Annotated in this window: 22 protein-coding genes; 14 read left to right on the forward strand and 8 right to left on the reverse strand. The window is 59.3% G+C overall.

Translation table 11 applies throughout. From position 1 onward, the window contains the following. Positions 1 to 71: 71 nt before the first annotated feature. Positions 72 to 1,442: a radical SAM protein gene (locus AN476_RS04280; protein ID WP_054459750.1), complete on the reverse strand. Its 1,371-nt coding sequence runs from the start codon at positions 1,440 to 1,442 to the stop codon at positions 72 to 74. A 61-nt stretch (positions 1,443 to 1,503) separates the two neighbouring features. Here AN476_RS04280 and fnrL point away from each other — a divergent pair, with 61 nt between their 5' ends. Then, the gene (gene fnrL / locus AN476_RS04285; RefSeq protein WP_054459751.1) at positions 1,504 to 2,244 is read left to right on the forward strand and encodes a transcriptional regulator FnrL; all 741 of its coding nucleotides are present in this window, start codon (positions 1,504 to 1,506) and stop codon (positions 2,242 to 2,244) included. 26 nt (positions 2,245 to 2,270) lie between these two features. Here fnrL and AN476_RS04290 read toward each other — a convergent pair whose 3' ends face one another. Continuing rightward, positions 2,271 to 3,164 (reverse strand): LysR family transcriptional regulator, encoded by an 894-nt coding sequence (locus AN476_RS04290; protein WP_054459752.1) that lies wholly within the window; start codon positions 3,162 to 3,164, stop codon positions 2,271 to 2,273. A 120-nt stretch (positions 3,165 to 3,284) separates the two neighbouring features. Between AN476_RS04290 and glyA the strand changes: the two genes are divergently transcribed. Continuing rightward, positions 3,285 to 4,619 carry a serine hydroxymethyltransferase gene (gene glyA, locus AN476_RS04295; RefSeq protein ID WP_054459753.1) on the forward strand — a complete coding sequence of 445 codons (1,335 nt, stop codon included), beginning with the start codon at positions 3,285 to 3,287 and terminating at the stop codon, positions 4,617 to 4,619. 233 nt (positions 4,620 to 4,852) lie between these two features. Here glyA and AN476_RS04300 read toward each other — a convergent pair whose 3' ends face one another. Next, positions 4,853 to 5,470, reverse strand: coding sequence for a cytochrome P460 family protein (locus tag AN476_RS04300; protein ID WP_054459754.1), 618 nt, complete (start codon positions 5,468 to 5,470; stop codon positions 4,853 to 4,855). A gap of 121 nt (positions 5,471 to 5,591) precedes the next feature. Here AN476_RS04300 and AN476_RS04305 point away from each other — a divergent pair, with 121 nt between their 5' ends. Next, positions 5,592 to 6,476 carry a LysR family transcriptional regulator gene (locus AN476_RS04305; protein ID WP_054459755.1) on the forward strand — a complete coding sequence of 295 codons (885 nt, stop codon included), beginning with the start codon at positions 5,592 to 5,594 and terminating at the stop codon, positions 6,474 to 6,476. A gap of 29 nt (positions 6,477 to 6,505) precedes the next feature. On the opposite strand, the gene AN476_RS04310 is transcribed toward AN476_RS04305, so the two are convergent. Continuing rightward, the gene (locus tag AN476_RS04310; protein ID WP_054459756.1) at positions 6,506 to 7,345 is read right to left on the reverse strand and encodes a universal stress protein; all 840 of its coding nucleotides are present in this window, start codon (positions 7,343 to 7,345) and stop codon (positions 6,506 to 6,508) included. A gap of 205 nt (positions 7,346 to 7,550) precedes the next feature. Here AN476_RS04310 and ccoN point away from each other — a divergent pair, with 205 nt between their 5' ends. Genes ccoN through ccoP form a run of 4 tightly spaced genes read left to right on the forward strand, consistent with a single transcriptional unit; the run spans position 7,551 to position 10,995 of the window. After that, on the forward strand, positions 7,551 to 9,161 hold the full coding sequence (gene ccoN / locus AN476_RS04315) for a cytochrome-c oxidase, cbb3-type subunit I (RefSeq protein WP_054459757.1): 1,611 nt from the start codon (positions 7,551 to 7,553) through the stop codon (positions 9,159 to 9,161). Positions 9,162 to 9,175: 14 nt separating this feature from the next. Next, positions 9,176 to 9,904 (forward strand): cytochrome-c oxidase, cbb3-type subunit II, encoded by a 729-nt coding sequence (ccoO, locus tag AN476_RS04320; protein ID WP_054459758.1) that lies wholly within the window; start codon positions 9,176 to 9,178, stop codon positions 9,902 to 9,904. Between the two features lie 12 nt (positions 9,905 to 9,916). Further along, the gene (locus tag AN476_RS04325) at positions 9,917 to 10,129 is read left to right on the forward strand and encodes a CcoQ/FixQ family Cbb3-type cytochrome c oxidase assembly chaperone (RefSeq protein ID WP_054459759.1); all 213 of its coding nucleotides are present in this window, start codon (positions 9,917 to 9,919) and stop codon (positions 10,127 to 10,129) included. Next, entirely contained in the window at positions 10,126 to 10,995 is an 870-nt protein-coding gene (gene ccoP / locus AN476_RS04330; protein WP_054459760.1) for a cytochrome-c oxidase, cbb3-type subunit III, read from the forward strand. Before AN476_RS04325 ends, ccoP begins: the two co-directional genes overlap by 4 nt. Positions 10,996 to 11,372: 377 nt before the next feature. Here ccoP and AN476_RS04335 read toward each other — a convergent pair whose 3' ends face one another. Then, positions 11,373 to 11,618 (reverse strand): hypothetical protein, encoded by a 246-nt coding sequence (locus AN476_RS04335; RefSeq protein ID WP_054459761.1) that lies wholly within the window; start codon positions 11,616 to 11,618, stop codon positions 11,373 to 11,375. Positions 11,619 to 11,718: 100 nt separating this feature from the next. Here AN476_RS04335 and AN476_RS04340 point away from each other — a divergent pair, with 100 nt between their 5' ends. The 6 genes from AN476_RS04340 (at position 11,719) to AN476_RS04365 (ending at position 17,592) form a co-directional block, all read left to right on the forward strand. Continuing rightward, positions 11,719 to 12,612, forward strand: a complete 894-nt coding sequence (locus tag AN476_RS04340; RefSeq protein ID WP_054459762.1) for a LysR family transcriptional regulator — start codon at positions 11,719 to 11,721, stop codon at positions 12,610 to 12,612. Between the two features lie 100 nt (positions 12,613 to 12,712). Then, the gene (gene ccoG / locus AN476_RS04345; RefSeq protein WP_054459763.1) at positions 12,713 to 14,158 is read left to right on the forward strand and encodes a cytochrome c oxidase accessory protein CcoG; all 1,446 of its coding nucleotides are present in this window, start codon (positions 12,713 to 12,715) and stop codon (positions 14,156 to 14,158) included. A 2-nt stretch (positions 14,159 to 14,160) separates the two neighbouring features. Continuing rightward, the gene (locus AN476_RS04350) at positions 14,161 to 14,625 is read left to right on the forward strand and encodes a FixH family protein (RefSeq protein WP_009809752.1); all 465 of its coding nucleotides are present in this window, start codon (positions 14,161 to 14,163) and stop codon (positions 14,623 to 14,625) included. Between the two features lie 6 nt (positions 14,626 to 14,631). Continuing rightward, on the forward strand, positions 14,632 to 16,812 hold the full coding sequence (locus tag AN476_RS04355) for a heavy metal translocating P-type ATPase (protein WP_054459764.1): 2,181 nt from the start codon (positions 14,632 to 14,634) through the stop codon (positions 16,810 to 16,812). Positions 16,813 to 16,845: 33 nt separating this feature from the next. Further along, positions 16,846 to 17,004, forward strand: coding sequence for a cbb3-type cytochrome oxidase assembly protein CcoS (gene ccoS / locus AN476_RS04360; protein ID WP_054459765.1), 159 nt, complete (start codon positions 16,846 to 16,848; stop codon positions 17,002 to 17,004). A gap of 156 nt (positions 17,005 to 17,160) precedes the next feature. Further along, positions 17,161 to 17,592, forward strand: a complete 432-nt coding sequence (locus tag AN476_RS04365; RefSeq protein ID WP_054459766.1) for a VOC family protein — start codon at positions 17,161 to 17,163, stop codon at positions 17,590 to 17,592. A gap of 119 nt (positions 17,593 to 17,711) precedes the next feature. On the opposite strand, the gene AN476_RS04370 is transcribed toward AN476_RS04365, so the two are convergent. From AN476_RS04370 to AN476_RS04380, 3 genes are all read right to left on the reverse strand, one after another. Next, positions 17,712 to 19,376: a D-alanyl-D-alanine carboxypeptidase family protein gene (locus AN476_RS04370; protein WP_054459970.1), complete on the reverse strand. Its 1,665-nt coding sequence runs from the start codon at positions 19,374 to 19,376 to the stop codon at positions 17,712 to 17,714. Between the two features lie 355 nt (positions 19,377 to 19,731). After that, positions 19,732 to 20,058: a hypothetical protein gene (locus AN476_RS04375; protein WP_054459767.1), complete on the reverse strand. Its 327-nt coding sequence runs from the start codon at positions 20,056 to 20,058 to the stop codon at positions 19,732 to 19,734. A 33-nt stretch (positions 20,059 to 20,091) separates the two neighbouring features. Further along, positions 20,092 to 20,835, reverse strand: a complete 744-nt coding sequence (locus AN476_RS04380; RefSeq protein ID WP_054459768.1) for an HAD family hydrolase — start codon at positions 20,833 to 20,835, stop codon at positions 20,092 to 20,094. An 87-nt stretch (positions 20,836 to 20,922) separates the two neighbouring features. On the opposite strand from AN476_RS04380, the gene clpS reads away from it, so the two are divergent. Beyond that, entirely contained in the window at positions 20,923 to 21,267 is a 345-nt protein-coding gene (clpS, locus tag AN476_RS04385; RefSeq protein WP_054459769.1) for an ATP-dependent Clp protease adapter ClpS, read from the forward strand. The last annotated feature ends 12 nt before the right edge of the window (positions 21,268 to 21,279 follow it).

The raw sequence follows: 21,279 nt of genomic DNA on the forward strand, positions 1-21,279 counted from the left end.
AAAGACACACCCTTGGGGGTGGCGCCGCTTGCGCGGCGCGGCAGCTTTGCGCCGCTCGGGGCGGGGAGCGTTCAGGCGGCTGGGGAGGCTGGCGCCGACAGAGCCGCACCACCTGCGGCTTCATAGGCATCAAAGTGGCGCGCGATGACCCGGGTTATGGCCCGAGCTTCCTCTGTGACCAAGGCACCATTCTTGGTTTTTACCAGAAGGCCGGGGAAGGCCGCGCAGGCTTGGCTAACCAGCGCATCAAAGCGTGTTTCCTGCCCCGGACACTGGGCGAGAACCCGATCTTTTGGAATTGCGAAGGCACAGAACAGGGCCTTGATGATTTCCCCCCGCAGCCTGTCGTCATCTGTAAGATCATGCCCGCGCGCAGCGGCAAACCCGCCCGCAGCAATTGCCGCCATATAGCGCGCAGTGCTGGGCGCGTTTTGCACAAACCCCTGGGGGAACCGTGAGATGGCGGAGGCGCCGAGGCCAATCAGAACCTCCGCCGGATCATCGCTATACCACTGGAACCCCCGTTTGAGGTGATGCTGATCACGCGCTTGGATAAGGCCATCACCGGGACGTGCAAAACTGTCGAGACCAATTTGCTGATACCCCGCCTCGAGACAGAGCATGCGCGCCGCGTTGAACAGCTCGATCCGGTCCTCGGGCTTGGGTAGGCTTTCAGATCGGATCATGGTTTGCCGTCGGATCATCGCAGGCAGATGTTTGTAGCCATAGAGGGCAATCCGGTCGGGCGAGAGCGTCAGCAATTGCCGGGTGCTTTGGCGGATCTGCTCAAGGCTTTGATGAGGCAGGCCAAACAGCAGATCGGTGCTGAGATCCCGAACGCCGCCCTGCCGCAGCATGTCCACCACCTGCACCACACGATCGTAGCTAAGTTGGCGGCCGATTTCCTGTTGTGTGGTCGCGTCAAACCCCTGCACACCAATAGAGGCACGGGTGAGCCCGGCCGCCATCAGGGCATCACAACGGGGAGAATCGAACTCATTCGGGTCGATCTCAACCGAGAATTCAGCTCCTGACGCCAGGGGGGCAAGCCCCGCCAAGGCCTCTGCAAGATCTCGAACCATCTCGGGAGCCAAAATGGTTGGCGTGCCACCGCCCCAATGGATCCGGGAGAGCGTGACGTCTACCGGCAAATGGCGCTGAAGAAGCGAGATCTCCTGTTTCAGTGTCTCTACATAGGCCGAAATCGGTGCGTCAGATCGAGCCCCTTGGGTGCGGCACATGCAAAACCAACAGAGGTTTCTGCAAAAGGGCACATGCAGGTAGAGGGAAATGCGACTTCCCTTGGGGATTTGGCCGATCCAGGATTGAAAATGCGCGGCATGAACCAGCGGGCCAAAATGTGGCACAGTCGGATAACTGGTATAGCGCGGCACTTTGGCATCGAATAAACCGAGCTTCGCCAATTGTGATTTCTGACACATATCACTATCATAGTCACCAATCGCACGAACGAACTTTGACGTGGATCAAACGGGACTGCCCATGAACGCCCCAACAATTTCCCATATCAGCTGTGCTGATTGTCCAATTCGCCACCGGGCCGTTTGTGCCCGCTGTGAGAGTGATGAGTTGGAGGCGCTTGACGCTATCAAATATTACCGCAGCTACGAGGCTGGGCAGCCGATCATTTGGTCCGGTGATGTGATGAATTTTGTCGGCTCCGTGGTGTCCGGTATTGCTACCTTGACCCAGACGATGGAGGACGGCCGCACCCAGATGGTTGGCCTGTTGTTACCGAGTGATTTTGTTGGTCGCCCCGGCCGGGATGGCGCGGCCTATAATGTTGTTGCGACCACCGATGTTGTGATGTGCTGTTTCCGCAAGAAACCTTTTGAAGATTTGATGGCCAGCACCCCGCATATTGCTCATCGCCTGCTCGAGATGACCCTGGACGAACTGGATGCCGCGCGCGAGTGGATGCTGGTTCTGGGGCGCAAAACGGCGCGGGAAAAAATTGCCAGTCTGTTGACCATCATTGCTCGTCGCGATGCCTCGCTGACGCCGCGCGGTGCGGTGAATGAAATGACCTTTGATCTGCCGCTCACCCGCGAAGCCATGGCAGACTATCTAGGCCTCACGCTTGAAACCGTCAGTCGCCAGATGTCAGCCCTGAAAAAAGACGGGGTGATTGCCCTGGAGGGCAAGCGCCGGGTTTCGGTGCCAGATATGGGCCGGCTCTTTGAAGAAGCGGGTGACGACAGCGACGGCGGCTATATGAGCTAAAGCTCTGCCAGGGTTTGGTGCTGAGCCTAGCCCTGACGTGGTGGGGTTTGTCGCTTCGTCTTCAACCATCGTGCAACCTCCTGACTGGCTGAATCCGCATGCCGCCCCGCCATGCTCCAAAGGCGCAAGGCTTTGGGCAATATGGCCTTTTGCCCAAAGGGTGCTACCAATTGACCGCCCGCCAGATAGGGGGTCAACAGGGCCTCATGGCCGATCAATACCCCCGCGCCGTTCAGGGCCTCTTCCACTGCGAGGGCATAGAGCGAATAGACTGGGCCGCGCGGGGCGATGTGATGCGGCAGCGCGGCCTGCGTCAGCCAGTGCTCCCAGTCTTCTTCCCAACTGGTGTCATAGAGGCAGGGCAGGTTCAGCAGATCCATAGGTGTTGTTAGCTGTTCTGCCAAGGCAGGGCTGCAGACGGGAAAGATGACATCTTCGGCCAGGATGGTTCCCTCTGTCTCGGCAAAGAACAGGCACAGGTCATAAGAGGTCCGTTTGAGGTTTGGTGGCTGCTCTAGGGCCGTGATGGAGATCTCGGTGCCTGGCATCTCGGCGCGCAGTTGGGGCAGGCGGGGCGAGAGCCAGAACTGGGCGATTGCCGGCAGGGTGGCGATATGCACCACACGCGGAGCGGCGGCATCGCGCATCTGCTGTACGGCCAGTCCCAGCTGATCAAAGGCCTGGCCAAAACCGGGCAGCGATTGCGCCCCCAACGGGGTCAGCACCACGCCCTTGGCGCTGCGTTGGAACAGCGGCGCGCCCAGCTCGGCCTCCAGCGATTTGATCTGGGCAGAGATCGCGCCCGGTGTGACGCCTAGCTCTTGGGCTGCGGCCGAAAACCCACCCAGCCGGGCCGAGGCTTCAAACGCTCGCAGGGCTGTCAGCGCAAAGGATTTGGGGCGAGGGGGAGAAATAGCCATGATTTAGACTCACTTTTTCTGACCTTAGATTTTCAGAAAACTGATTTGCGCGCAAGCCCGGCTTGCGGCTCAACTGGGCCAAGTCCACCCCCCGAGACCCTGTCCCATAGGAGTTCCCTCATGACCAATCTTGCCAACCGACCCTGGGTTTCCGCTCTTTGTGAAGCGCGGGTGCAGGCTGTTGCCGCCGCGACTGCACAGCTGGATTCTCAGGCTGCGGCCAATCGGATTGAAGCGCTGATTCAGCAAAACACCGAAATCCATGACCAGGAGTGTTTTAACCTCAACCCGGCGACCAATGTGATGAACCCGGCGGCTGAGGCGGTGCTGGCGCGTGGTTTGGGCAGTCGCCCCTCGCTGGGGTATCCTGGCAATAAATACGAAATGGGGTTGGAGGCCATTGAGGAGATCGAAGTCATGGCCGCTGAGCTGGCGGCTGAGGTCTTTGGCGCCAAATACGCCGAGATCCGGGTTGCCTCTGGTGCGCTGGCCAATCTGTATGGCTTTATGGCGCTGACCCAGCCGGGGGATTGCATCATTGCGCCACCGGCTGCCATTGGTGGTCATGTGACCCACCATGCTGAGGGATGTGCCGGGCTGTACGGGCTGGTGTCCCATCCGGCACCGGTCAATGCCGATGGCTATACCGTCGATCTTGAGGCGCTGCGGGACTTGGCGCTGCGCGAGCGCCCAAAGCTGATCACCATTGGTGGCAGTCTCAATCTCCTGGCCCATCCGGTGCGCGAGATCCGTGCCATTGCCGATGAAGTCGGCGCCAAGGTGCTGTTTGATGCCGCGCATCAATGCGGCATCATTGCGGGGCGGGCCTGGGCCAACCCCTTGGAAGAAGGCGCGCATTTGATGACCATGAGCACTTACAAAAGCCTGGGCGGCCCGGCAGGGGGCTTGATTGTCACCAACGAGGCCGAGATCGCTGAACGCCTGGATGCCATTGCTTTTCCCGGCATGACAGCCAATTTTGATGCGGCAAAATCTGCCTCATTGGCGTTGAGCCTATTGGATTGGGTGGATCACGGCGCAGGCTATGCCGAGGCGATGATCACCCTGGCGCAGGCGCTGGCAGGGGAGCTGGAGGCGCTGGGTCTGCCGGTGTTCAAGCCAGGTGGCGCAGCAGCGGGGCTGGCCACAACCTCGCACCAGTTTGCTCTTGAGGCGGCACGTTTTGGCGGCGGACAGACCGCGTCCAAGACGCTGCGCCGCGCCGGGTTCCTGGCCTGTGGTATCGGCCTGCCGATTGATCCTGTGTCTGGGGATATGAACGGGCTGCGCATTGGCACGCCTGAGTTGGTACGCCGGGGTGTTACCCCGGCCGATGCTCCAGCCTTGGCTGCGTTGATTGCCGAAGGCCTGACCAGCAATAATCCCGCTGGCGTGGCAAAGCGAACCCGTGAGATGCGTGCCGGCTTTCAGGGCTATTGCTACATGCGCAGCTAATCAGTCAGGTCTGTTTTCAGAGGGGCGGCGCCCGTCTGACCCGTCTTGTGGCCTGTCGGACGGAAATAGTGGTTCTGCGCGCGCGATGTGCGCAGAACCGAGAGTGGTTTTGGGTAGTCTCTCATCCATGCCAGACAAGCGCGGCCCGCCCGGCACCAGAGGTTGAGGCTGTGATCAGAGATTGTCAAATCCACACGCAAAAGTAGAACGAAACAGCTACCATTTGGTTGCTGTCAGTGGTTTTTCATTGCCGCACGCAAGACGGGATAGAACTGAGTAAAAACAAAATCGGTTTCGGCGTTGTCCGCATGGCAGGCATTGCAGCTGTCCGTTGGAAAGGCTGTGGCCGTCTCCGCATAGGGCTCACCGCCGTGGCCAAAGGAAAAGAAGGCCCAACCGCCGGGCTCATCCGGGTAACGGGCGTTGTCCTTGATCAAAAGTTCCAGTCCCACAAAGTCTCCCTGAAAGTAGCCGAAGCCTGAGACCTGCGCATTGGCGCCAGTGTCTGGATTGGTGCTGTCATCAGTTTGAACCATGGTCAGCTCTTTGGCGATCTGGGTGCCTTCGGGCCAGGTGCCGGTTGCTTCGAAGTGATCAAAGGCGGAGGGTTCGACATAGACATTGTGAAACTCGGGGAAGGGGGCTTCACCACCGTTTAAGGCGTTGGGTGTCAATGGGGCACCAACAAAGACCCACCGGCGGTAGTCTGTAGGTTGCAAGACTTCGCCGGCGTCGTTGAACTGGGCGCTGATGATTGTGTCATCCTGTGCCAGGCTCCACCCGGCTGCAAGGCTGAAAGTGGCAGCCAGGGCGAGCGCTGAGGCACCTGTAGTTGAGAACCGTAGTGACATAAAACCTCCAGTGGCGATTGGGCTGTGGAAAACTGTGCTGTGAGGATAGGGCTATAGAAGAGTAGTGTGGGTTATCGGTTCCATAACTGATGGAACGTCTAAGGGAGGCTAGGCTGCAGAAATGAACCTCACCCGAATCCAGTATTTTCTCAGTCTTGCCGAAACGTTGAACTTTTCCGAAACGGCGCGCCTGTGCGGTCTGTCTCAGCCGGCTCTCAGCAAAGCGATCCGAAAGCTGGAAGAGGAGCTGGGTGGGGCCTTGTTGCGTCGCGAGGGGCGGTTAACCCATCTGACGCCTTTGGGGCGGGCCATGGCGGACCGTCTGGGGGAGGTGGAGCAAGCTCGACGCCGGGCCGAGGCAACCGCCAAGCGGCTGGTGGCACCAGGGCGCGCACGCATTCACATTGCCCTCATGTGCACCATCGGCGTCAGTCGCTTCCTGCCGTTTTTGGCCAGGGTGCAACGCAAAATGCCCGAGGCAGAGCTCGTCCTGAGCGACACTCCGGTGGGTGAGATCGAGACTGCGCTGTTGTCAGGACATTGTGACCTGGCCGTGCTGGCGGCCCCCTTTGGGGCGCATGAGCGGCTGCGTCATACCGAGCTTTACCGTGAAGACATGGTGGCGGCAGCGGCGCGAGATCATCGCTTCGCCAGTCTTCAGGAGGTAACACTCGCCACCCTGGCGACGCAGCCCTACATCGAACGCACCCACTGCGAGTTTGGCGATTTGTTTTATGATCAATGCGAAGCGGCTGGGGTCGAGATCATGCCCGCCATTCGCAGCAACCGCGAAGACTGGGTGATCGGTTTGGTTGCCAATGGTCATGGAGTCACGGTGATGCCAGCGGATTCTGTCCGCGCCGCGGATTTGACGAGTTGCCGTATCACGCCGGTGCCGCTGTGGCGCAGTGTCTCGCTGGCGGTGGCAACAGGGCGTGAGGACAATGAGACGGTGCGCGCCATCCTCGCGGAGGCGCGCAGTCACAATTGGCTTGGAACGAGCTGACACCCTAAGACGAGGGGGAACCCGTCAGCTTAATGGGCCATAAAGACGGGAACCGTGGCCTTTTCCAGCATGTTGCGTGTGGCGCCGCCCAGGATTGCTTCGCGGAAGCGGGAGTGACCATAGGCCCCCATGACGATCATGCCTGCATCGGTATCGGTGGCGTGACGGATCAGAATATCAGAGACCCGCGGCATGGTTTTGCTGAGCACATCAATTTCGCATTTAATGCCGTGGCGGGCCAGCATCTGCGCCAGCATGCCGCCGGGGTCCGACCGCTCGGGGCCGTGCTGGGGCGGATCAATCACCACGATGCGCACCAGATCTGCAGCCGCGAGGAAGGGCATGGCTTTGCGGATGGAGGTCATCGCCTCAATGCTTTCGTTCCAGGCGATCAGCACGGTTTTTGGCTGACCAACGGGCTTGGCGTCATCGGGAACAACCAGAACTGGTGTGCGGCCCTCAAACAGGGCTGATTCGACAACCGGTTCAGCCTCGACACCCTTGCCCTTGCCATAGGGCTGCCCCAGAACCACCAGATCGGAAAACCGTGCCAGCCGTGCCACGTGGCGCCCCATATCGGCAACCTGAGCGATACCCGCATCGGTGGAAAATTGAACGCCGGCCTTTTTCAGATAGTCTTCGGCATAGGACTGCAGAGCGCTGGCGTCCTCTTTGGCGCGGCTCATAGTTTCCTGCAAAACCATGGCATTGGCACCGGCATAGTAGTATCCGGTCTGGGTGCGATCAACGCCAAGGCACAGCACATCAGTATGACCATCAAATGCCTCTGCCATTGACGCGGCCTGTGACAGGGGAGTGTCGGCTGTGTCCTTTGAGGTCAGAACCGTGAGAATGGTTTTGTAAGTCATGTTTCACCTCAGTTGGTAAAAATTCAGAGCTCTAACAAGAAGGGCTGTTAGTGTAGCCGTACCTCCTGTGGTCTGTCACAGTTGATTGGTATTTGTCTTGATACAGATCAATGCGCCCGCGCCTCATGTTTTGCATCTAGAGCAAGGAATATATGGGTTTCACGCGGCACGAAGAATCGCGGGAAACATGGTGAAGGGACGTAATATGTCTAATTATATCAAGCTGATAGCGCTTGGTCTGGTCACGCTTTTTGCGATGATCGGCACCAATTATGCGCGAGATCTGGCTTACCAGGTGCATGCGATAATCGTCATGCTCGTAGCTGGTGGCCTGTTTCTATACACGCTGCGCCATACTGGCGGAGCAAAGCAGGCTGCTGGCAGCCAGCAAAATGAGTACTTTGACAGCGTTGTGCGGGCCGGGGTGATTGCCACTGCCTTCTGGGGAGTTGTGGGCTTTCTCGTAGGCACGTTCATTGCTTTCCAGCTGGCTTTTCCAGTGCTGAACTTTGAATGGGCACAGGGCTTTGCCAACTTTGGCCGCCTGCGTCCCCTGCATACCTCGGCAGTGATTTTTGCCTTTGGTGGCAACGCATTGATTGCCACCTCCTTCTACGTGGTTCAGCGCACCAGCGCGGCCCGTCTTTGGGGCGGCAACCTGGCCTGGTTCGTCTTCTGGGGCTACCAGCTCTTTATCGTTCTGGCAGCAACCGGTTACCTGTTTGGCGGCACCCAGTCGAAAGAATACGCAGAGCCCGAATGGCATGTTGACCTGTGGTTGACCATTGTCTGGGTGGCCTATCTGGCGGTCTTCCTCGGCACCGTGATCAAACGCAAAGAGCCACATATCTACGTGGCCAACTGGTTCTACCTGGCCTTTATCGTCACGGTTGCGATGCTTCACCTGGTCAACAACATGACCATCCCCGTCTCCATCTGGGGTTCCAAATCGGTCATCGTCTGGTCCGGTGTGCAGGATGCCATGGTGCAGTGGTGGTATGGCCACAATGCTGTGGGCTTCTTCCTGACCGCGGGTTTCCTGGGCATGATGTACTACTTTGTGCCAAAGCAGGCTGAACGCCCTGTCTTCTCGTACAAACTGTCGATCATCCACTTCTGGGCGCTGATCTTCCTGTATATCTGGGCTGGTCCTCACCACCTGCATTACACCGCTCTGCCGGATTGGGCCTCGACCCTGGGCATGGTGTTCTCCATCGTGCTGTGGATGCCCAGCTGGGGTGGCATGATCAACGGTCTGATGACGCTCTCTGGCGCCTGGGACAAGCTGCGCACCGACCCGGTTATCCGGATGATGGTGATCTCGATCGGTTTCTACGGCATGTCGACCTTTGAAGGTCCGATGATGTCGATCCGCGCGGTGAACTCGCTGAGCCACTACACTGACTGGACCATTGGTCACGTGCACTCTGGTGCGCTGGGCTGGAATGGCATGATCACCTTTGGTGCTCTGTACTTCCTGGTTCCTGTTCTGTGGAAACGTGAGCGTCTCTATAGCCTCAGCCTGGTGTCCTGGCACTTCTGGCTCGCCACCATCGGCATCATTCTCTATGCCGCGTCAATGTGGGTGACCGGGATCATGGAAGGCCTGATGTGGCGTGAAGTTGATGCCAATGGCTTCCTGGTAAACTCCTTTGCCGACACCGTGGCAGCGAAGTTCCCGATGTATGTGGTGCGTGGTCTGGGTGGGGTTATGTTCCTCTCTGGCGCTCTCATCATGTGCTACAACCTGTGGATGACCGTCCGTAAAGCTCCGGCCAAAGAAGCCAGCCTTACTGTCGCGGTTCCGGCTGAATAAGGAGGGAAGGGCAAATGGCAATTCTCGACAAACATAAAATCCTCGAGACCAACGCGACCCTGCTGCTGATCTGCAGCTTCCTGGTCGTGACCATCGGGGGCCTGGTGCAGATCGCGCCGCTGTTCTGGCTGGAAAACACCATCGAGAAGGTGGAGGGCATGCGCCCTTACACTCCTCTCGAAATGACGGGCCGTGAGGTCTACATCCGTGAAGGCTGCTACACCTGCCACAGCCAGATGATCCGTCCCATGCGGGACGAGGTCGAACGCTATGGTCACTACTCGCTGGCGGCGGAGTCGATGTACGACCACCCCTTCCAGTGGGGCTCCAAGCGGACCGGCCCAGATCTGGCCCGTGTGGGTGGTCGCTATTCGGACGAATGGCACGTGGATCACCTGCGTGACCCGCAGTCGGTGGTGCCGGAATCGGTGATGCCCAAGTACAGCTTCCTTGAGCGCAAGATGATCGACGGCAAGTATATCGGCGATCTGTTGGCGGCAAATGCGATGCTTGGCACGCCTTACACCGAAGAGATGCTGGCAAGCGCCCAGGCTGACTTTAAGGCCCAGGCGGATCCTGACAGCGACTATGATGGCCTGCTGGAACGCTATGGCGACAAGGTCAGCGTGCGCAACTTTGATGGTCAGCCCGGTGTGTCCGAAGCTGATGCGCTGATCGCCTATCTGCAAATGCTGGGGACATTGGTTGATTTCTCGACCTTTACCCCTGACGCAAACCGCTAAGGAGAGGAACAGATGGAAATCTATACACTCCTGCGCGAATTTGCAGACAGCTGGATGTTGTTGTTCCTGTTTGTCTTCTTCATGGGCATCGTTGCCTGGGCCTTCCGGCCCGGCAGCACCAAGGTCTATGAGGACACGGCCAGCATTCCCTTTCGCCACGTAGACGCCCCTGCCCCGGTTGAGGGCGAGGCGACACCCGCCGCAGACAAGGAGGCGAGGACATGAGCAAACCCGTCAAAAAGTACGATGACGATCCAAACACCACCGGCCACACTTGGGATGGGATCGAAGAATTCGACAACCCGATGCCACGTTGGTGGCTCTGGACTCTTTATGCCACCATCATCTGGGGGATCGGCTACACCATCGCTTATCCTGCTTGGCCAATGTTGAATTCGGCAACTGCCGGGGTTCTGGGCTGGTCGACACGCGGCGATGTCGCGGCTGAGATCCAGGCGGTGAATGAAGCCAACGCGCCGATGAATGCCAAGCTGGAAGCCGCCGAGCTGACAGCCATCGCTGGCGATGCGGATCTTGGGTCTTACGCTGTGTCTTCGGGTTCGGCGGTCTTTAAGACCTGGTGTGCGCAGTGCCACGGTTCCGGTGCTGCCGGTGCCAAGGGCTATCCCAACCTGCTGGATGATGACTGGCTCTGGGGCGGTTCCGTCGAGGAAATCCACGAAACCGTTACCCATGGTATCCGCAACGAGGACAGCGACGATGCGCGCTACTCCGAGATGCCTGCCTTTGGTCGTGATGAGCTGTTGGAAAAAGAAGAGATCGACCAGGTTGTGAATTTTGTCATGTCTCTGTCCGGCGAGGCACAGGATGCCTCCAAAGTGGAAGCGGGTGCCGTGGTCTTTGAAGACAACTGTGCCTCCTGCCACATGGAAGACGGCACCGGCGATCGCAGCCAGGGTGCGCCAAACCTCGCAGATGCGATCTGGCTCTATGGCGGCGACTATGCTGCCTTGAGCGAGACCGTCAACAATGCGCGCTACGGCGTGATGCCTGCCTGGAACACCCGCCTCACCGAGGCGCAGATCCGCGCGGTTTCCTCCTATGTTCACCAGCTGGGTGGCGGCGAATAATCTCGCCACGTTCTGTGAACGCTTAAAACCAAAGGGCTGCCCGCGCGGGCGGCCCTTTTTCTGTGGCGTTGAGACAGGTTTGGAAACAGCCTGCACTTTTTGGCTCTGGCCGGAATTTTCTCTGCCAATTTGATTAGAGTCAAAGAAGGCCGCGCCAAAGGCGGCTTAAATCAGCTCAAGACAGAGATAGGCTGGTCGGTCATCTGCTTGTGAATAGGCAGTGACCAGGGCAGCACAGAATTCCCGAAACCTGACGTGCTAGGTGGTGGGAATTGGGCGTCGGGTTTTCGATCTGTTCGCGCGTTTCCTGGAAAACCGACGCCCATAACTTTCTGCTTCACCTACCCCCGACTTTCCTGAGGGTTGCGTGCAGCTCTCTACAGATTTTGCAGATCAATGCAGCGTATGGGCTGGTTGAGCCGTCGTGCTGTAGGTCGCAGCCCTGTCACAAGCCGTTTGATCTGCTGCCCCAGAGCGGCAAGACCACCTGAACTTTTGTGTGAGAGAGAATCGGCAGGCGTCAAAGCCGGTGGCTGTTGAGGCGCTGCGGGGATGTCGCGGACCATCACACAGGGGTGACGCGTCGCGGTCATCATGGAGCGGGCATAGATATTAATCAGCATCTTGTAATCTCCTGTGCTGGTGTTTCTGCCTTTGACTGTCACCGCAAACCGCGCAAGATGCGACTCAGGAAAAATTCACTTATGTAAGTCTGGATTACATATGGACTGGCCTTCCCTGCCGCCTCTTGCCGCCTTACGGGCCTTTTGTGCCTATGCGGAGCATGGAAATCTGACCAAAGCAGGCGCGGCGCTAAATGTCAGCCATGCTGCCATCAGTCAGCAACTGCGCAGCCTGGAGGATTATCTTGGCACACCTTTGCTGGATCGCAGTGGCCGGGCTTTGGCCCTGACCGAGGAGGGCAAGCATCTGGCCCAGGCCCTGTTGCTGGGGTTTGGGGCGATTCAATCGGCGGTTCAGGATCTCAGCACCCTGGGCGCGGCGCGGCCGCTGCATATCAGCTGCACGCCGATGTTTGCCGCCAACTGGCTGATGCCGCGCCTGGCCGAGTTTCGCATGAAGCATCCGGATATTGATCTGGTGATCGACCCGCGCGGTGAAATTGTCTCGCTCCAGCCCGGCGGGGTCGATATTGCGCTGCGCTATGGCGACGGGGCCTGGGCGGGGCTCGACGCCGAAATACTGTTGTGCTCCCCCATGGTGGTGGTGGCCAAGCCCAGCCTGCTGCAGGATCGGGTCGTTCAGGCGCCAGAGGATCTGTTGGACCTGCCCTGGCTCGAAGAGCTGGGCACCACCGAGGCGGCTCATTGGCTGCGCTCGCGCGGGGTGGCCGAGGTCATTCGCGGCGCCAGTATCAAATTGCCGGGCAATTTGTTGATGCAGGCGGTGCGCGAAGGGCAGGGCGTCGCGGTGAGCGTGCGGGACTTTGTTGAGGAGGATCTGAAGGCCGGGCGTCTGGTGGAACTGTTTACCGGAAATGAAGGGCGGGGCTATCACATCGTCACCCGCCCCGGAGTGCAGCGCCTGCAAGCGCGGCAGTTTATCGCCTGGCTGCGCCGAAACAGAAAAACCAATGAACCTGAGAGTGGTAGATAAAGATGCTTGTCCGATGCGCTTTTTGATCCACGTCAAAGAGCGTGACCTAAACATTTGAAAGAAACAGGCTAGAGAGACACATATTCAGTGGAGTGAGTCCGTGAGTGATTCCGATCCCGCCCCCAGCCTATACGCCGCCAGGGAACCCGTATTTCCACGGCGCGTATCGGGCGTTTTTCGCAACCTGAAATGGTACATCTTGGCGATCACTTTGGGGATTTACTATATCACCCCTTGGATCCGCTGGGACCGCGGTCCATCGCTGCCGGATCAGGCGGTTCTGCTGGATCTGGCAAACCGTCGTTTTTACTTCTTCTGGATCGAAATCTGGCCGCATGAATTCTACTTCGTGGCGGGGCTCTTGATCATGGCGGGCCTGGGATTGTTCCTCTTTACTTCGGCCCTGGGGCGGGTCTGGTGTGGCTATGCCTGCCCGCAGACGGTTTGGACCGATCTGTTCATATTGGTCGAGCGATGGATCGAGGGCGATCGAAACGCCCGCCTGCGGCTACATCGGCAAAAGAAAATGGATTTTCGCAAGGCCCGCCTGCGGCTGACCAAATGGACGGCCTGGATGCTGATTGGTTTGGCGACTGGCGGCGCCTGGGTGTTCTATTTTGCCGATGCCCCCACCTTGATGGTGGATCTGGTCACCGGTCAGGCGCATCCCATTGCCTATACCACCATGCTGGTTCTGACAGCGACGACCTTCTTCTTTGGTGGGATCGCCCGCGAACAGATCTGTATCTACGCCTGCCCCTGGCCGCGTATCCAGGCGGCGATGATGGACGAAGACACTCTGGTGGTCGGCTATCGTGACTGGCGCGGTGAGCCGCGCGGCAAGGCCAGCAAGAAAAAGGGCCAGGCAGAGATCGCCGATCCGCCAAAGGGGGACTGCATTGACTGCATGGCCTGCGTCAACGTCTGCCCCGTTGGGATTGATATTCGCGACGGCCAGCAGCTGGAATGTATCACCTGCGCGCTGTGTATTGATGCCTGCGATGATGTGATGGACAAGATCGGCAAGCCGCGTGGTCTCATCGACTATATGGCACTGTCGGACGAGGCTCATGAGCGTGCGGGTCAACCGCCGAAAAACATCTGGAAACACATTCTGCGACCGCGCACGATTATGTATACGTCGATGTGGAGCTTTGTCGGTCTGGCGCTGGTCTTTGCCCTGTTCATCCGCTCGGATATTGACCTGACCGTGGCGCCCGTGCGCAACCCGACCTATGTCACCCTGTCTGATGGGTCGGTGCGCAACACCTATGATGTGCGTCTGCGCAACAAGCATGGTGAGGCCCGCCCCTTCAAACTGTCGCTCAAAGGCGATCCGGCGATGCGGGTGCAGCTCGAAGGCACGCCCTATGCCTCAGTTGAGGTTCCAGCGGATACCGCCTATCTTCAGCGGGTCTATATCGTGACGCCCAAGGGGGCCGCGGCTTCTGACGCGGAATCCACTCCGGTCAGAATCTGGGTAGAAGATCTCACCAATGGCGAACGCGCCTATAAAGACACCACCTTTAACGGAAAAGGGAACTGATCATGGCTAAGGGGACGCGTGAACTGACAGGTCGTCACGTATTGATGATCTTTTGCGGTGCATTTGGGGTGATTATCAGCGTCAATCTGGCGCTGGCCTATAATGCGGTCAAAACCTTTCCGGGTCTCGAGGTGAAAAACTCCTATGTGGCCAGCCAGGAATTCGATACGCGGCGCGATGCGCAGCAATCGCTTGGCTGGTCGGTCTATGCCTCGGCGCAAGAAGACCAGGTTACCCTGGAGATCTCTGATGCCGAAGGCAAGCCTGTTGAAGTGGCCAAGCTGACAGCGACTTTAGGGCGGGCGACCCATGTACAGGACGACCAGATCCCGGAGTTCACCTTTAACGGAACCGCCTATGTAGCCCCTGCGAATCTTGGGCCGGGCAACTGGAATATCCGCATGGTGGCACGGGCCAAAAATGGCACTGAGTTCACCCAACGGGTGATCCTGCACGTAAGAGGGTAGATCAAGATGACGGCCCAGATGCGCCCCGCAATGGCTGTATGCCCAGGCTGCGTTGCGGCCTCTACCGAGGCGGTCGAAACCGCCCCAACCGAGGCGCGTCTGGCGCTCTCCTTGCCGACAATCCACTGCCAGGCCTGTATTTCTAAGGTGGAGCGGGGGCTCAATGCCCACCCCGGCATTCATTCAGCGCGGGTCAACCTTACCCTGAAGCGCGCCCTGATTGAGGCCGATCCAGAGGTGCGCGCCGATGATCTGATCCCGGTGCTCGCGGATCTGGGGTTTGAGGCCCATGAACTGGATCTGGCCACACTGGCCGCAACCCAAAGCGACCGTGCCGGGCGCGATCTGTTGATGCGGCTGGCGGTTGCCGGCTTTGCCTCGATGAATGTGATGCTCTTGTCGGTCTCGGTCTGGTCCGGGGCCTCAGACGCCACCCGTGACATGTTCCACTGGATTTCGGCCGCCATCGCTTTTCCGGCGGTGATCTTTGCCGGTAAGCCCTTCTTTACCAATGCCTGGAGCGCCCTACGGGTTGGGCGGCTCAATATGGATGTGCCAATTGTTCTGGCCCTGGTGCTGGCGCTTGTCACCTCTCTTTGGGAGACCAGCCTGTCGGGGGATCACGCTTATTTTGATGCGGCCCTGACGCTGACCTTCTTTTTGCTGGCTGGGCGCTATCTGGATTATCGCACCCGCGCCGTGGCGCGCTCCGCGGCCGAGGAACTTGCCGCACTCGAAGTGCCCCGCGCCATCCGTATGGAAGACGATACGGAGGTCGAGGTGCCGGTGGCTGATCTGGCCTATGGCGATCTTATCCTGGTGCGCCCAGGTGGTCGGATGCCGGTGGATGGCGTCATTGCCACCGGCGAATCCGAGCTGGACCGCTCCTTGCTCACTGGCGAGACGCTGCCGGTCTTTGCCGCGCCGGGCACGCAGGTCTCGGCCGGAGAGGTCAATCTGACCGGCCCGCTGGTGGTCCGTGCTGAGGCCGTGGGCGAGGACACCTCGTTGCACCGCATGGCGGATCTGGTCGCGATCGCCGAATCTGGCCGCTCGCGCTACACCTCGTTGGCCGATAGCGCCGCCAAGCTTTATGCCCCGGGTGTTCATATCCTGTCGGCTTTGGCCTTTGTCGGCTGGTATCTCTACACCTTTGATCTGCGGATGGCGCTGAACATTGCGGCGGCTGTTTTGATCATCACCTGCCCCTGTGCACTGGGTCTTGCGGTGCCTGCGGTGACCACGGCGGCCTCGGGGCGGTTGTTCAAAAAGGGCATGTTGATCAAACATTCCACCGCGCTGGAGCGTCTGGCCGGAGTGGATACCGTGGTTTTTGACAAAACCGGCACCTTGACGACGGGGACCCCTCAGTTGGAAAACCTCGAAGTCTTCACCCGCGCCGAGCTGGAGATCGCCCTGGCGCTGGCGGAAGGCTCTTCGCACCCCCTGTCGCGGGCTCTCACCGCTGCGGCACGTACGGCGGGAATTGCGCCGACCGACGTTACCGACCTGCAGGAACGCCCAGGCTTTGGTACCCAAGGCCAGTATATGGGTCGCACCGTACGCTTGGGCCGTGCCGCTTGGTTGGGGGCTGACCAGGGCAGTCAAACGGCAGCCTGGCTGGACACCGGTGAAGGGGCTGCGCCACGTGGTTTCCTGTTCCACGATGCGCTGCGCCCCGGTGCAGCCGAGGCGGTGGCGCAACTGCATGCGGCTGGCAAAGAGGTTCTGTTGATCTCCGGCGATACCACCGCCGCTGTCGAGGATCTGGCGCAGCGTCTGGGCATCCAGAAATGGCTGGCCGAGGCGCTGCCGGAGGACAAGGCCGAGCGCATTCAATCCCTGTCTGACCGGGGCCACAAGGTTCTGATGGTGGGCGACGGGTTGAACGACACCGCTGCCCTGACGGCGGCGCATGTCTCGATCTCGCCGGCCTCTGCCTTGGATGCGGCGCGGGTGGCCTCGGATATTGTGTTGCTGGGACAGGATCTGGAGCCCATCGCCGAGGCCTGTATAGTCGCCAACAAGGCCACCAAACGCATCCGCGAGAATTTCCGCATTGCCACGCTCTACAACGTGATCGCGGTGCCGCTGGCCATTGCAGGCTTTGCAACCCCCTTGATTGCGGCGCTGGCAATGTCTAGCTCTTCGATTACCGTATCTCTTAATGCGCTGCGTCTGAAGTAATCCGCGCCGCGCCCGACAAAAGTGCCAAAACCCATGAGCGTTCTCGCCTATCTCATCCCGATTTCGCTGCTCTTGGGCGGCGGTGCTCTGGCGGCCTTTGTCTATACGGTGCGCTCAAACCAATATGACGATCCCGAAGGGGATTCGCGCCGCATCCTGAGCGACGAGTGGGACGACCAACCCAAACCGTGATGAGGTTCCCCGGGGCTCTTCTTTTGCCCTTGGGAAATGTGATCCTGGGTCACGCACCGGGGAAGTGCTATGGTCACTTGTGTTGAAGCAATGCCAATGTCTGCCCTACTGTAGTTGCGCTCACGTGGGGTGGAAGTGTTGGAGAGGACCGTCGGAATGATTGCCTATGTCACAGTGGGGGCCGACGATATTGCTCTGGCCAAAAGGTTCTACTGCGCGTTTCTGCCCGCCCTTGGGTATGAATTGACCGAGGGTCCGGAGGGGCTGAGCTACGCCCTGCCGGTTGCGTCCGGGCAGTCTCCGGTCTTGCCGGATTTCTACGTTAAACCCCCGTTTGACGGGCAGCACGCCACGACGGGCAATGGGGTCATGATCGCTTTTGAGGCTGGCTGTCAGCAGCAGGTCCGCGACCTGCATGCCTCGGCGCTTGCCGCAGGCGGTTTTGATGAGGGGCAGCCGGGGTTTCGGCCAGCCTATGGCGCTCGTTTCTATGTGAGCTACCTGCGCGATCCGCAGGGCAACAAGATCGCCCTGTTTTCAAGCAACCCCAATGAACCGGGCCGCGACGACCACGCCCAAAGCCTCTGAACCTGCGTAAACTTTGGTGCTTGTCCAAATGGAAAAGGCCCCTCCGCAGAGGGGCCTTTGAGTGCGGCCAGTCACGAGAGGTAAGCCCGTGGCCGCAGGGATTTATTGGTGCTGCTGGGTCAGGGCCCCAGCGTATCGCAGGCGATGTTGCGGGCGCTCAACCGGCGGCAGGCGAGCTCTGCCTGCTCCTTGGTCATGCCAAGGAAATTGGCATCATAACCAAGCCGGGATTTGGCGACCTTGCGCAGGGTGCCGTTAAGGGTCTCCATCTCGGATAGCGCGGTGCGCAGCAGGACCTTTTCGGCCTGATAGGCATTGGTATAGCGCCCGACATTGATCCCCCAATAGCGCCCACCTGAGGTCGAAAGCCGGGTCACCACCACCGGGGGTTGCTCGGTAGCGGCTTCGGCATTGGCAAGCCTGACGGGGCGGGCCATGGGGCGCAAACCGGTAAAGGGCACGGGCTGCACAGCGACGCGCGCGATGGCCTGAGTTACCGTTCCTGGCTCAGCGGTCTGCGTGGTCGTGGGAACCGGTCCGGTGGAGGCTGGCAGCACCTCGGCCTCTGCAATGGCTGCGGTGATGCTGGCCTGCAAAGCGTCAGGGTCTATTACGCTGTCCACCGGCGTCGCTGCAGCCAGTGTTTCGGTTTGGGGGGCTTTAGCCGGTGTTTCGCTGGTGCCCGGCTGCGCTGGGTCGGTCTGGGTCGCGGTGGCGATCTGCACGGCTTCGGCTACCACTGCGGGATCTACAATCGGGGTGGGGCGCGGCAGGGGGCGCAGGCTGACTTTTACCAACCCGTTGACGCGCACTGTTTTGCCCGATCCGCCGCTGGTGGCCCCGGCCACCAGGTTAGATCCGCCCGATCCGCTATTGCCGACATAGGCCGGACGTCTGGGGGCCTGAACCCTGGCCCGCGACGGGGCCCGGCGGAAGCCGAGATCCAGAAGCTCGACGATTCGGGCATTGCGCGAGGTCGAGGATTTGCCGCCAAAAACGGTTGCGATAATGCGTTCGTTGCCACGTTTGGCCGAGGCGACAAGATTGGAGCCAGCGGCGCGGGTATAGCCGGTCTTGATGCCATCGGCGCCTTTGTAGGCGGCCAACAGGCGGCGGTTTGTATTGGGAACAGTTTTGACACCCGCATCAATCGAGGTGCGCGAGAACAGGTGATAGTATTCCGGGTAATCATACAGGATATGCCGCCCCATGGTGGTCATGTCGCGGGCGGTCGACAGATGCCCGGATTCGGTCAACCCATGGGCATTCTTGAAGGTGGTACGCGACATGCCAAGCGCCTTGGCGGTGCGGGTCATACGTCGGGCAAAGGCGGCCTCGGAGCCGGAAATGGCCTCACCGATGGCGGTGGCGGCATCATTGGCGGATTTCACCGCCGCGGCCCGAATCAGATAGCGAAAGGCGATGCGCTGACCAGATTTCAGCCCCAGTTTTGACGGAGGCTCGGAGGCGGCATTTTTGCTGATGCGCACCTTCTGGTCGAGGGAGATCTCGCCGTTGCGCACGGCCTCAAAGGCAATATAGAGCGTCATCATTTTGGTCAAAGAGGCCGGATGCAGCCGGGCATCGGCATTGCGCGAATGCAGCACTTCACCGGTGCGCGCGTCAATGACCACAGCCGCATAGGCCGCAGCATGGGCCTGGCTCGGGGGAACCAGCGTCATTCCCAGGGAAAGAAGAGCACCCATGATCCACAGCACAGACCGGGCGAATGCCCGCTGTCCGCGGATCAGGTGCCTAGACCTGATCTGCACGATATCTGCCATTTTTGCCTCTTGCCGCCGGTTTTCCGGCTGACGTTTTTGCCTGCTTTGAAGAAAGCCTAGCATAGAGATGGTTTGGAAGAAACCTTGGCGATCTGTGGTTTGTGGCTGGTAAGAAAGGACTTCCCCAAGATCTAGTGGCAGCTTTGTGAGTCCCGCCTAGATCGGGGTTGTCTTAAAGAAGGGTAAACAAAAAGGGCGGTGCAGTCGTGCCAGAACAATCGCGGCCTGGGCTGCAAATGGCGGGGGGTGCGACCTCTTGGCAACATCTGGAAATATTCTGTGCTGGCAGGCCGGTGGGTTTTGTAAAGACAAGGTGGGCAAGACCGGCGAGGTTTTGGGCCCCGCCGCTCAGGGGTTAGGCGGTGAGCCTGCGGGTCACATAATGGGGCGTGGCATAGTGCAGCCCGAATGAAAACTCGCAAGGGCGCGGCAGCCTGGCGCTAACAGTCTGTTCCAGATCGGCCAGCAGCGCCGCCGAAAATGCCTCGTCTCGGTGGGATTTCACCAACAAAGAGACACTGACGGTAACATGGCTGTGGTGGAATTCGCTGGTGGGGTAGGCGCGCCCCTTGCAGGCGCCGGCGCCTGCATCATGCCGCAGGATAATGGTCTCGATTTCGGCGAGTATTGCGCGGCTGTCGATTTGCAGATCGTCTGAGTATTTGATCTCTGCATGTGGCATTGGAGGCTGCTCCTGTTGGTATTGGGCTTTGGGTTAGGGTTGGGGGGACGATTCCGCGGGATCTTGCTCAATCCGTGACACCAAGTCTGGTAGGGCGCTCAGATCGGGGATGGCGTGATAGCGGGGGCTTTGGCTCGGGGGATCGGCCTGTTCCAGCTCCCAGATCTCGCCATGGGGCACATAGGTTCCCCAACCGCCGGCGGTGATCGGAGCAACGACATCGGAACGCATGGAATTGCCGACCATCATGGCGCGCTCCACCCCTTCGCCGTGGCGGCCAAAAATCTCGCAATAGGTCTCAGGCGTTTTTTCGGACACGATCTCAACCGCGTCAAACATCTCGCCCAGGCCAGACTGCGCCAGTTTGCGTTCCTGATCCAACAAATCGCCCTTGGTAATCAGGATGACGCGGTGGCTCGCCGCCAGCTGTTGCACCGCGTCACGCGCATGGGGGAGCAGCTCAATCGGATAAGACAACATCATCTGCCCCGCCACGATCAGCTCGTGAATGACCGAGGCCGGCACCTGCTGGTCGGTCACCTCGATCGCGGTTTCGATCATCGACAGGGTAAAGCCTTTGACCCCGTAGCCATAGCGCCCAAGATTGCGCTTTTCCGCCGCCAGCAGGCGACGGTCCAGCGCCGCACGATCCAGATCCACCGGCGTGTGATCCTGCAATAGCTCGGCAAAACGATCCTGCGTTACCCGGAAAAATCGCTCGTTGTGCCAGAGCGTGTCGTCGGCATCAAAGCCAATGGTTGTTAAAATGCCTGTCACCGTGCTGTTTCAATCTCTTTTCCTGCGCCGCCATTACGCTATATAAGCGGGATATAGATTTCCATGCATGACTGGAACACTGAACCGATGCCGCTGCTGCCTGTGATGATGTCCGAATTCTCGGACGATGATGATACCGATCTGGGTCTTCTGACAAAGACGCGCCCAAAGACGCAGCGTCCGCCGCGTTACAAGGTGCTGTTGCTCAATGATGATTACACGCCAATGGAATTTGTCGTGATGGTTCTGGAGCGGTTCTTTGGCATGACCCATGCGCAGTCCTTTGAGATCATGCTGACCGTGCACAAAAAAGGTGTCGCGGTGGTGGGAGTCTTTACCCATGAAGTCGCCGAGACAAAGGTTGCTCAGGTGATGGATTTTGCCAATCGGCATCAGCATCCGCTGCAATGCACGATGGAAAAAGAAGAATAATATCAACATCTA

It is taken from the genome of Phaeobacter sp. 11ANDIMAR09 (genome assembly GCF_001294455.1).
Classification (GTDB): Bacteria; Pseudomonadota; Alphaproteobacteria; order Rhodobacterales; family Rhodobacteraceae; genus Pseudophaeobacter.